Here is a 10,510-nt window from a genome sequence, read left to right as displayed (position 1 = left end):
GTCTCGATAGCGGAGCTATCGGGACGTTTCGGCAACGCCGCGAGGTGCCGTGCCAGACGCCGCGGACCCGGCCATGACCCATCGGACAGGCCCTAGCCTCAGCTGCGCTTGCTTCGACCGCGCCCCGGCCTCCCCCAGGTCGGGGCGCATCTGTGCGTGCTGTCCGACCAGGGGGTTCTCGGGGAGAGGTTCACTTACAAGTGTCCTCGACGAGGGTGTGGGCGACCAGGGCGTTGGCGTGGCCGTGGCCCAGGCCGTGTTCAGTCTTCAGCCAGCTGACGAGCTCCATGTGCCTGGTCAGGGGTGAGGAGCGGATGAGGTCCTTCCATTCCGTGATCGGGCGGCCGTACTTCTTCTCGATGGAGGGGAAGTAGCTGGCAGGGCCTTTCGCTGCAGCGGTCATGTCGGGGTTCGGTCCTTCTGTTGGTGTGCTTCTGGGGGCGCGCTTCGAGGGCGCGACGGTGGGGGGTGCGGGAGCCTTGTCAGCGGACGACGTCGAAGACGTTCTTCTGCAGGCCGTTGGCGTACGCCTCGTGCTCGACCAGCTTCAGCTTCTGGGTGTCCTTGTCCGTGGCGCTGAACAGGCGCTTTCCCGCGCCGAGCAGGAGCGGGAAGACGAGGAGGTGGTAGCGGTCGATCAGGTCGGCGTCCGAAAGGGCCTGGTTCAGGGCGGCGCTGCCGTGGACGATGATCGGGCCGCCCTCGGTCTGCTTCAATGCGGCGACCTCGTCGAGCGTGCGCAGGATCGTGGTCTCGCCCCAGTTCGACACCAGGTCGTCCTCGGTGAGGGTGGTGGAGACGACGTACTTCGGCATGAGCTTGTAGTCGGCGAAGTCCGCCATGGCCGGCCACACCGGGCTGAACGCCTCGTAGCTGGTCCGGCCCAGCAACACCGCCGTGGCTTCCTTCTGCTCCCGGCCCTTGATGTCGAACGCTTCGGGGAGGAACTCGACGTCTTTGAAGGTCCATCCGGAGTTCCGGTATCCGGGCTCGCCGCCCGGGGCCTCCACGACGCCGTCGAGCGAGATGAAGGCGGTGCTGATCAGAGTACGCATCTGAAGGTTCCTCGGTGTCTGGTGTCTGGTGTCCGGCTGCAAAGAAGGATTAGTCGGTGCACGCTTCGATCGCACTCGCTGCCGCAGTGCACCCGCCGTGATCTCTGACTGCCGATCACGGAGAAACTCATCGGTCGTCGCCCGCCCTTCGGGGCGGGCTTGAACGAAACCGGCTAGTGGGCCCGTTCGTGACGGAGGAGGACCACCTGGGAGTCGAAGGTCCGGGTCTCGGTCAGGGTCAGGTCGAACCGCTGCTGCGGGGCGGTGAAGACGGGCTTGCCGCCGCCGAGCACGACGGGGTGGACGAAGATCTGGTATTCGTCGATCAGCCGGTGTTCGGTGAGGAAGCCGGCCAGCGTGGAGCCGCCGAACAGCAGCAGATGGGCGCCGCTGTCCTTGAGGGCGGTGAGCTCCTCGACGACGTCGGTGTTGATGACGCGGGTGTTCCAGTCGGCCTCGGTCAGCGTCGAGGAGACGACCACCTTCGGCGCCTTGCGCCAGACGGGCGCGAACGCGAGGTCGTGCTCGTGGGTGGAGAACTCCTCGGCGCGGGGCCAGTAGCCGGACATCATGTCCCACACCACGCGGCCGTACAGGAAGACGTCGGCGCTGCCGGTGAGGGCGTGCGAGTAGGCGGACAGTTCGCCGTCCATGCGGGGCCAGTCGAACTCGCCGTTCGGGCCCTCGATGAAACCGTCCAGCGACTGGTGCACACAGTGCGTGATCTTGCCCATGAGAAGCGGATCCCCCTGAGGAAAGAGCGTCCGGGCGGTCGACGACCACCCCTTGTGTACGATGTCCACATTCGGAGGGTGCGGCGATCCGCGCCCCCGAGTGATCACACAGGAGCCTAGACGACCTAAGTGGATGCTGTCCACATTGGAGGCGGCGGCCATGACAGCAGCCGGGAACAACAAGCCGAAGCGGGACACCTACCGCCACGGCGACCTCCGCAACGCACTGACCGAAGCCGGCCTCGAACTCGCCCGCCAGGGCGGGCCGGAAGCCGTCGTGCTACGCGCCGCCACCCGGCAGGCCGGAGTCGCCCCCAACGCCGCCTACCGGCATTTCACCGACCGCAATGCACTGCTCCACACCGTCTCCCAGGCCGCCATGGCCCATCTCGCCCGCACCATGGAAGCCGAGCAAGCCACCCTGCCACCGGCCCCGGACACGGCGGCCGCCGCCCGTGCCCGTTTCCGCGCCGTCGGCACCGGCTACCTGCGCTTCGCCCAGGAAGAACCCGGCCTGTTCCGTACGGCCTTCCACGTCCCCGGCGACATGACCCACGCCGCCGCCGACACCGCCGCAGGAACCACCGGCAAGACCCCCTTCGAGCTGCTCGGCGCCGCCCTCGACGGCCTGGTGGAGGCCGGTCTGCTGCCCGAAGACCGCCGCCCCGGTGCCGAGTTCCTCGCCTGGTCGGCCGTTCACGGCCTCGCCGCCCTCGTCATCGACGGCCCCCTCCGCGGCCTTCACGCCACCCAGGTCCATGACGCCGGCCAGCACGTCATCGACATGATCGAACGCGGCATCTGACGCACCACCAAACGCGGCAGCAACCCTGAACACCTCGGCCCTTCAGACAGGCCCAGGGGGTGTCCGATGAAGGCCGCGCACCAGGGCGGCGGCTCCGAGGGCGGCGAGCGGCCGGGCGCCCCGCACATCCGTTGCGCGCCGGGCCGTACCGGTCGCGAGAATGGCGCCATGAGTGACGCCACCGCCCTCCGTCTCCCCTTGGTCGTCGCCGCGGAGCCGAGCGACTCGCCGGCTGCCACGGCGCTGCTGCGCGAGTACTACACCGAGGTGGCGGACCGCTACTTCGAGCTGCACGAGGGCCGCCGCTCGACGCCGGAGGAGATCGCCGAGGGGCTGGCGGAGTACCCCAGCGCCGATCTGATGCCGCCCCACGGCGTGCTGCTGGTGGCCCGCCGCGGCGGGGCGGTGGTGGGCTGCGCCGGAGTGCGGCTGCTGGACGCGCACACGGCCGAGCTCAAGCAGATGTACGTACGGCCCGCGCTGCGCGGCCTGGGCGGCGCGGGCGGACTGCTCAGGGCCGCCCAGACGGCCGCGGCACAGCTGGGCGCCGAGCGGATCCGGCTGGACACCCGGCTGGATCTGGTCGAGGCCATCGCGCTCTACCGGCGGCACGGCTTCACCGAGATCCCGCCGTACCACGACGACGTCTACGCGGAGATCTTCTTCGAGAAGCGGCTGGACGGGGATCCGTCGGCGGAGTAGGGCCCGTCGCGGGAGTAGGGCCCGACGCGCCAAGGGCGCCCCGGCCGCCGGCTGCCGGCCGGACCGCCGGACCGGCTCATTTCGCGAGGTCCGGCGGCCGTGGTGGCCGCGGCGGGTGGGTCGGCGTGCGCGGCACCGGCTCGCGGGCGTCGCCGTCGCGCGGCTCCTCCGCGTCCGAGCCGCACAGCTCCGCCGTCAGCTCCTGGACGAGTTCGGTGAGGTCGGTCGGCCGGTCCCTGGTCCACCAGTCGCCGAGCATCTGGGCGAGCGACTGCTGACGGGCCGCCGAGAGCCGGTCGGCGACGTCCCGTCCGCTGTCGGTGAGCTGCAGCAACAGCCCTTCGCGCGCGGCGAGTCCGCGCTCCTCGACCTGGCGGACGCTCTCGGTGATCACGCCGAGCGGGACGGTACTGCGCTCGGCCAGCAGCCCCGGTTCCACCGATCCGTAGCGGAGGATGCGCAGGAGCAGCCAGCTGGCGGCCGGTTTGAGGTCCAGGCCGGCGCGTGCGGTGATCTTCTCGTAGATGTCCTTGCGGCCCTCCATGCTGCCGAGTTTCGACAGTGCGCGGGCGCACTCGTCGCGGGAGGACCGCTCGACGGGGTTGGAGGAGAGCACCTCGCTGGTGTCGGGGGCGGTCACGCTGCTGCGCAGTGGCTCCTCCCGGAGGAACCAGGCCAGGGCGAACGCCACCAGGACGACCGGGACCGCGTAGAGGAAGACGTCGGTGATCGAGACGGAGTAGGCGTTGAGGACGCCGGCCGCCTGGCCGGCCGGCAACCGGGCGACGGTCCGCGGGTCCTCGGCGACGGTCGACGGGTCTATACCGGGCGGCAGTTGCTGCCCGGCGAGGGCGTCGGCGATCCGCGGCCCCAGGTTGTTGGCGAAGATCGTGCCGAATATGGAGACTCCGAACGAGGCACCGATGGAGCGGAAGAACGTGGCGCCGGAGGTGGCGACGCCCAGGTCCTGGTAGGGGACGGCGTTCTGCACGATGAGCACCAGCACCTGCATGACCAGGCCGAGCCCGAAGCCGAAGACGAAGAAGCAGGCGCTCATCTCGGCGTCGCTGCTGGCCGGGTCGAGCTGGTGCAGAAGCAGCAGGCCGACCGCCACGACGCCGGTGCCGGCGATCGGGAAGACCTTGTAGTGGCCGGTGCGGCTGACGATCTGCCCGGAGCCGGTGGAGGCCAGCAGCATGCCGAACACCATCGGCAGCATGTGCACACCGGACATGGTCGGTGAAACACCGTGTACGACCTGCAGGAACGTCGGCAGGTACGTCATCGATCCGAACATCGCGAAGCCGATGACGAAGCCGATGACGGCGGTGAGCGTGAACGTGCGGAGCCGGAACAGGCGCAGCGGAATCACGGGTTCGGCGGCCCGACGCTCGATGAGGATGAACGCCCCCAGCAGGACGGCGCCAAGGACGCCGAAGCCGATGATCTGCCAGGAGCCCCAGGGGTAGGTGACGCCGCCGAGCGAGGTCATCAGGACGAAGCAGGCGGCGACCGCGGCGATCACGACGGTGCCCAGGTAGTCGATCCGGTGCGGGGTGCGGTGGCGCGGGATGTGCAGCACGGCGGCGATGACGACGAGCGCGACGATGCCGACGGGGAGGTTGATGTAGAACACCCAGCGCCAGCTGAGGTGGTCCACGAACAGCCCGCCGAGCAGCGGCCCGAGGACGCTGGTACCGCCGAAGACCGCACCGAACAGGCCCTGGTACTTGCCGCGTTCGCGGGGCGGCACGATGTCCCCGACGATCGCCATCGACAGCACGATCAGGCCGCCGCCGCCCAGTCCCTGGACGGCCCGGAAGGCGATCAGCTCGCCCATGTTCTGGGCGATACCGCAGAGCACCGAGCCGATCAGGAAGATCACGATGGCGGTCTGGAACAGCTTCTTGCGGCCGTACTGGTCACCGAGCTTGCCCCACAGGGGCGTCGCGGCCGTCGAGGCCAGCAGGTAGGCGGTGACCACCCAGGAGAGGTGGTTCAGGCCGCCGAGGTCGCTGACGATCGTGGGCAGCGCGGTGGCGACGATGGTCTGGTCGAGCGCCGCGATGAGCATGCCGAGCAACAGCGCGCCGATCGCGACGAGGATCGTGCGCTGGGACCGGCTCTCGCCGGGGACGGCAGGAGCGCTGGTGTCCTGCGCCATGGGGCGTCTCCTCCTGTTCCGGGGTGTCCAGTGCGGCACCGGGAGTACGGGGCGCGGTGCCGGGCGGCCGTGGTTGGCGCTGCGGGCCACCCACGCCCGTTGCGGGCCACCGCGACCGCGCCTGTCCGGGCCACGGCGACCGCGCCCGTTGCGGGCCGCCGTCGGGCTTATTCCATCCTGGGCGGTTCTGCCGGATATGGCCCGCCGAGCGGTGAGCGCCCTCCGCGATCGCGCGGTGGGGGCATGCCGGGCGGATGTCCGCGAGCGCCTGCGCGGGCGGGTGCGGCGTCTGGATAATCGCTGCCGGTTCGAGGCCTCCAGGGAGGGGACCACTCGTGACGGCATTACCGACGTGCCCGCACTGCTCCGCCCCGGTCCGCAGCGACGGCCGGCCGACCTGTCTGTGCGCGGCGGTCGATGCGGAGGACTTTGATCCGCTGCGCGTACGGCCGTACGTGTCACTGCCCGACGAAGACGGGGACGAAGACGGGGACGAGGGCGGGTACGGGGACGGGGACGATGGCGGGGCCGACGGGGGGCACGAGTACGCGGCCGGCGCCCCTTGGGGCGACCGGGGTGACCACCTGGACGGCTTACCCGGCGAGGGCGCGGCCGTGCACACGGCCAAAGGGCCCCTCAGGCCCCCCGCCGCCCGTGATCCGGCGTCCGCGGCCGGCCTCTTCTCCGCGCCCCTGATACCCCGGGCGGGCCACCGCCCCGGCCCGACGTCCCGGACGGTCGGCTCGGCTCCCGAGGAACCGGCGGCCCGCGTCTCCGGGCACCCCGCCCCCGCCTCGTCCCGCCGCAGGCGCGCCCTGCCGGCCGTACTCGTGGCCGCCGGCGCGGCAGTGGCCGCCACCGCCGTCCTGGTCGGCTCCGACGCGCTGTCCGGCGGCACCCAGGACCGGGCGGCGCCCCCCGACGGCGGCCCGGCCTCCGCCACCGCCGCCTTCCCCACCGGCAGCGAAGCCACCCGTACGCCGAGCGACACCCCCTCTTCGCCCGCCGCACCCGTCTCCTCCTCACCGGGCGCGACCGGCGCCGGCAGCCCGGCGACCACCGCGCAGCGCCACCGGACCGCGACACCGCCGCCACCCGCCCCCACCCGGGCCTCCGGCAGCGTCACCGACTCCCCCGACAGCCAAGCCCCCAGCACGGCGCCCACCGGGCCGATCGTGCTGCGAGAGGGGTCCAGCGGCCCGGAGGTGAGGGAGCTCCAGGGCCGGCTGCGGCAGCTGGCCCTCTACTCGGGGACGGAGGACGGCCGGTACGACGCGGAGGTACGCGACGCCGTGTCGGGCTATCAGCGGACCTACCAGGTGACGGGCGATCCGGACGGCGTCTACGGCCCGCAGACCCGGGCGTCCCTGGAGTCGCGCACCGGGGAACCGTAGACCGGGCGGGGCCCTACGAACCGGCCCCGGCACCGGGAGCCGCCCGCCCCGGCACCGCGGGAGCCGGGGCGGGCCGACGCCGAGAACCGAACCGGATCGACCGGGCTCCGACCAGCCCAGACCGGTCTTCGAGCAGGGGCGGTTGTCGGCACCCGGAAACGTTTTGTATCGTAGGAGAACAAAGTGGCTCCGCCCGCACTCCCTGACCAGCGGGCGGGGCCACTTGTCCTTCTTGTCTGCCCTTCTCGTTCGTACGGCCCGTACCGTCCGTTCGCCCGTAGCGCACAGGAGACCGCCGATGACGGCACCCACCACGCTCACCGCCCGCGCCCTCCTGCTGGACATGGACAGCACGATCGTGAACTCCGAGGCCGTCGTCGAGCGCTGCTGGCGCCGCTGGGCGGCCGAGCAGGGGCTGGACGCGGACGAGGTCCTCAAGGTCGTCCACGGCAGGCAGAGCTGGGCCACGATGGCGGCACTGCTGCCGGACCGCCCCATGGAACTGAACCTCGCGGACAACCGCCGGATGCTGGCCCAGGAGACGTCCGACACGGACGGTGTGGTGCCGGTCCCCGGCGCCCCCGCCTTCATGGCCGCCCTGGCCGGGCTTCCGCACGCCCTGGTGACCTCCGCCGACATACCCCTCTCCGACGCCCGGATGAGCGCGGCCGGGCTGCCCATGCCTGCCGTACGGATCACGGCGGAGAGCGTGAGCGCCAGCAAGCCCGACCCGGAGGGATTCCTCAAGGGCGCCGCGGAGCTGGGCTTCGCCCCCGAGGACTGCCTGGTCTTCGAGGACTCCGAGGCCGGTATCGAGGCCGGCCGGGCGGCCGGCATGCGGGTGATCGGCATCGGCGAGCGCGCGGCCGCGTTCGCCCCCACGGTGCAGGTGCCCGACCTCACACAGGTCCGCGTCGAGGCGAGGACGGACGGCGTGATCGCGGTACACATCGGGGGCATCGGCAGCATCGGGGGCTGAGTGCCGGGCGGCTCGGGGCCCGGGTCGGCGCCGCGCCCCCGGGGTCGCCCACGCCCGGACCTCACCTCTCCACCCGCCCACCCCCCGAAGGGGGGTGGGCGGCGGGGGAAAGGGCTCTCACCTCACCCAGCAATCGCCTCGTACAGGCTGAACCCCGCCAGCAGCGCCATCACGGCCGCCGCGATCTTGGTGATGAGCTTGAGCGGGACGTGCTTCATGAGGGTGCGGCCGCCCAGGATGCCCAGACCGGCCACCGCCCACAGGGCGAGTACGGCGCCGACGCCGACCGAGACGGGGTCGTCGTAACGGGCCGCGAGGTTGGCGGTCATGATCTGGGTCAGATCACCGAACTCGGCGACCAGGATCATGGTGAAGCCCGCCCCGGCGACCTTCCAGAAGCTCTGGTCGGCGGGCTTCTTCACCTCCTCCTCGCCGTCGTCCTTCTTGAACAGCAGCACGGCCGCGCCCGCCAGGAAGAGCACCCCGACCACGCCCTGGAGCACACGGTGCGGGAGCAGCGTCAGCACGCTGCCCGCGGCGATCGCGAGGGCGACATGGACGAGGAAGGCGGCCGCGACCCCGACGAAGACGTAGGAGGCGCGGTAACGGGTGCCGAGCATCAGGCCGGCCAGAGCGGTCTTGTCGGGCAGCTCGGCGAGGAAGATCACGCCGAAGACGACGGCGGCGATGGTGAAACTGAACACGGGGTGGGATACCTCGATCGGTCGGGCCGCGCCAGAGGGCCCGGGAGAGGGTTCGCTTCGGCACGGCAGCGTCGAACACTGCGGCCGAAGGTCTCGCTGGCGCCGTACGCATGCGTACCGCGCTCCGGGCGCCGGCCCACCTCGTCGTCGGGCGACGGGCGAGCAGTATGTCGACGGTCCGGCAGAGAGCTACTCCCCTTCTGCTGCCGACAAGGGTACGCGGTGCAGGCGTCCGCGCGCGACCAGCTCCAGCACCACCGCGCACGCCGCCGCCTGCACCGCCAGCAGGGCGACCAGCACGAACAGCTGTACCGCTCCTGCCTGGACGGGGGAGGCGCCACCCAGCAGCATGCCGACGAAGGCCCCCGGGAGCGTGACCAACCCCACGGTCCGGGTCTGGTCGAGCCCCGGCAGCAGCGCGTCCGACGCGGCCGGGCGGGCGACCTCCATCCGCGCGTCCCGGTCCAGCAGCCCGAGCGCGAGCCCGGCCTCGAACTCCCCGCGCCGCGTCTCCAGCTCGTCCAGCGCCCGCCGCCCGCCCAGGACGGTGGCGGTCAGCGCACCGCCGATGAGGATGCCGGTGACGGGGATGAGGGTGAGGCCGCGCGGCGGTACCAGGCCGGTCGCCAGCAGCAGGCCGACCACCGGTGCGACCCCGGTGGCGATCGGCGCGGCGGCCCACCACCAGGTGCGGTTCCGGGTGATCCGGCGGCCGGCGGTCCGTACCGCTACCGCGAACATCAGCGCCAGGAAGCACAGCAGCCACGGGAGGGCACGCACCACGACGCCGATGAGAGCGGAGACCGCGGCGAGTTGGGCGGCCGCACGCAGCCCGGCGACGGCGATGGCCCGGGCGTGGCCGAGGTGCGCCAGCGCGGCGACGGCCACCGCGGCGACCAGCAGGACGGCGAGGACCACCCCGAGCGTGACGTTGACCGGCATCAGCACGCGCTCACTGTAGGACGCGGCGGGCATCGCATCGTCCGGGAGCCGGCCAACCGGAGTGCCGGAGAGCACTTCTGGCGCCCTGTCAACCCTTGAACTGACGTGGGCATGTCGTCACCCTGTTACCTGGTGCCCATCCCATGGAAACCCCACATCGCCACCATGGGCCCGCACCGCACGGCAACTTCCCCCCACTTCAAGGGAGTTTCGATGGCAAAGGTCTACGCGCGTCGCGTCACCATAGCGGCGGGTTCGGCCGCGGCTCTGGTCTGCACGCTGGCGCTGAGCTGCCAGTCCGCCCAGGCCGCGCCGCCCAGCCCGCCGGACGCGGCCACCGCACGGACGTACCTCACCGAGATCAAGGAGCAGGCCGAGGGCCCGCAGGACGGCTACAGCCGCGACAAGTTCCCGCACTGGATCGACCAGGGGAACAACTGCAACACCCGCGAGGTGGTGCTCAAGCGTGACGGCACGGACGTACAGCAGGACGGCGGCTGCGCGGCGGTGAGCGGCAAGTGGGTCTCGGCCTACGACGGCGCGACCTGGACCCAGCCGGCCGACCTCGACATCGACCACGTCGTCCCGCTGTCGGAGGCCTGGAAGTCGGGCGCCGCGCAGTGGACCACCGAGCGCCGCAAGGAGCTCGCCAACGATCTGACCCACTCCCAGCTGATCGCCGTCACCGACAACGTCAACCAGGAGAAGGGCGACAAGGACCCGGCGAAGTGGCTGCCGTCGAAGGCCTCGTACCACTGCGAGTACGCCCGGATGTGGGTGTGGGTCAAGCACGAGTACGGCATGACCGCGGACTCCGCCGAGAAGGCCGCGCTGAAGAAGATCCTGGACGGCTGCTGAGCGGTCGCCGCCCCCGCTAGGGCGAGCACCCAGGGCCCGCCACCGGGCTGCCGCGTACACCGCGGCGTCCGCCGGGCAGGCCCTGGGGGGGGGGGGGGGGGGGGGGGGGGGGGGGGGGGGGGGGGGGGGAGCGGGGGGGGGGGGGGGGGGGGGGGGGTGGGGGTTTGGTTTTG

The 10,510-nt window shown here is 71.8% G+C and carries 11 protein-coding genes; 5 read left to right on the top strand and 6 right to left on the bottom strand.

Features of this window, described 5'->3' with window-relative positions; all coding sequences use genetic code 11:
- Positions 1-190 precede the first annotated feature (190 nt).
- The 3 genes from ACZ5XZ_RS36575 to ACZ5XZ_RS36565 all read right to left on the bottom strand — a co-directional run bounded on the left by ACZ5XZ_RS36575 (position 191) and on the right by ACZ5XZ_RS36565 (position 1,789).
- Positions 191-403, bottom strand: a complete 213-nt coding sequence (locus ACZ5XZ_RS36575) for a DUF4287 domain-containing protein (RefSeq protein WP_468986331.1) — start codon at positions 401-403, stop codon at positions 191-193.
- Between the two features lie 79 nt (positions 404-482).
- Positions 483-1,055, bottom strand: a complete 573-nt coding sequence (locus ACZ5XZ_RS36570) for a dihydrofolate reductase family protein (protein ID WP_468986330.1) — start codon at positions 1,053-1,055, stop codon at positions 483-485.
- Between the two features lie 173 nt (positions 1,056-1,228).
- On the bottom strand, positions 1,229-1,789 hold the full coding sequence (locus tag ACZ5XZ_RS36565; RefSeq protein WP_468986328.1) for a dihydrofolate reductase family protein: 561 nt from the start codon (positions 1,787-1,789) through the stop codon (positions 1,229-1,231).
- Between the two features lie 160 nt (positions 1,790-1,949).
- On the opposite strand from ACZ5XZ_RS36565, the gene ACZ5XZ_RS36560 reads away from it, so the two are divergent.
- Positions 1,950-2,594: a TetR/AcrR family transcriptional regulator gene (locus ACZ5XZ_RS36560; protein WP_468986326.1), complete on the top strand. Its 645-nt coding sequence runs from the start codon at positions 1,950-1,952 to the stop codon at positions 2,592-2,594.
- A gap of 168 nt (positions 2,595-2,762) precedes the next feature.
- The gene (locus ACZ5XZ_RS36555; RefSeq protein ID WP_468986323.1) at positions 2,763-3,296 is read left to right on the top strand and encodes a GNAT family N-acetyltransferase; all 534 of its coding nucleotides are present in this window, start codon (positions 2,763-2,765) and stop codon (positions 3,294-3,296) included.
- A gap of 76 nt (positions 3,297-3,372) precedes the next feature.
- Here the strand turns inward: ACZ5XZ_RS36555 and ACZ5XZ_RS36550 are convergent, their stop codons facing one another.
- Entirely contained in the window at positions 3,373-5,460 is a 2,088-nt protein-coding gene (locus ACZ5XZ_RS36550) for a DHA2 family efflux MFS transporter permease subunit (protein ID WP_468986321.1), read from the bottom strand.
- Positions 5,461-5,795: 335 nt separating this feature from the next.
- Here ACZ5XZ_RS36550 and ACZ5XZ_RS36545 point away from each other — a divergent pair, with 335 nt between their 5' ends.
- Together ACZ5XZ_RS36545 and ACZ5XZ_RS36540 are read left to right on the top strand one after the other, a co-directional pair.
- A complete protein-coding gene (locus ACZ5XZ_RS36545) occupies positions 5,796-6,854 on the top strand; it encodes a peptidoglycan-binding domain-containing protein (RefSeq protein WP_468986320.1) in 1,059 nt (352 codons plus the stop codon).
- A 298-nt stretch (positions 6,855-7,152) separates the two neighbouring features.
- The gene (locus tag ACZ5XZ_RS36540) at positions 7,153-7,833 is read left to right on the top strand and encodes an HAD-IA family hydrolase (protein WP_468986318.1); all 681 of its coding nucleotides are present in this window, start codon (positions 7,153-7,155) and stop codon (positions 7,831-7,833) included.
- Positions 7,834-7,955: 122 nt separating this feature from the next.
- On the opposite strand, the gene ACZ5XZ_RS36535 is transcribed toward ACZ5XZ_RS36540, so the two are convergent.
- Entirely contained in the window at positions 7,956-8,537 is a 582-nt protein-coding gene (locus ACZ5XZ_RS36535) for a TMEM165/GDT1 family protein (protein WP_468986316.1), read from the bottom strand.
- Between the two features lie 189 nt (positions 8,538-8,726).
- Complete coding sequence (locus ACZ5XZ_RS36530; protein ID WP_468986313.1) at positions 8,727-9,485, bottom strand: ABC transporter permease; 759 nt, start codon at positions 9,483-9,485, stop codon at positions 8,727-8,729.
- Between the two features lie 207 nt (positions 9,486-9,692).
- Between ACZ5XZ_RS36530 and ACZ5XZ_RS36525 the strand changes: the two genes are divergently transcribed.
- On the top strand, positions 9,693-10,337 hold the full coding sequence (locus ACZ5XZ_RS36525) for an HNH endonuclease family protein (protein WP_468986311.1): 645 nt from the start codon (positions 9,693-9,695) through the stop codon (positions 10,335-10,337).
- Positions 10,338-10,510: the final 173 nt, after the last annotated feature.

The organism is Streptomyces sp. NPDC033270 (genome assembly GCF_055576575.1).
The sequence above is the reverse complement of the archived record's forward strand: the minus strand, read 5'-3'. Positions and strand labels throughout refer to the sequence as shown.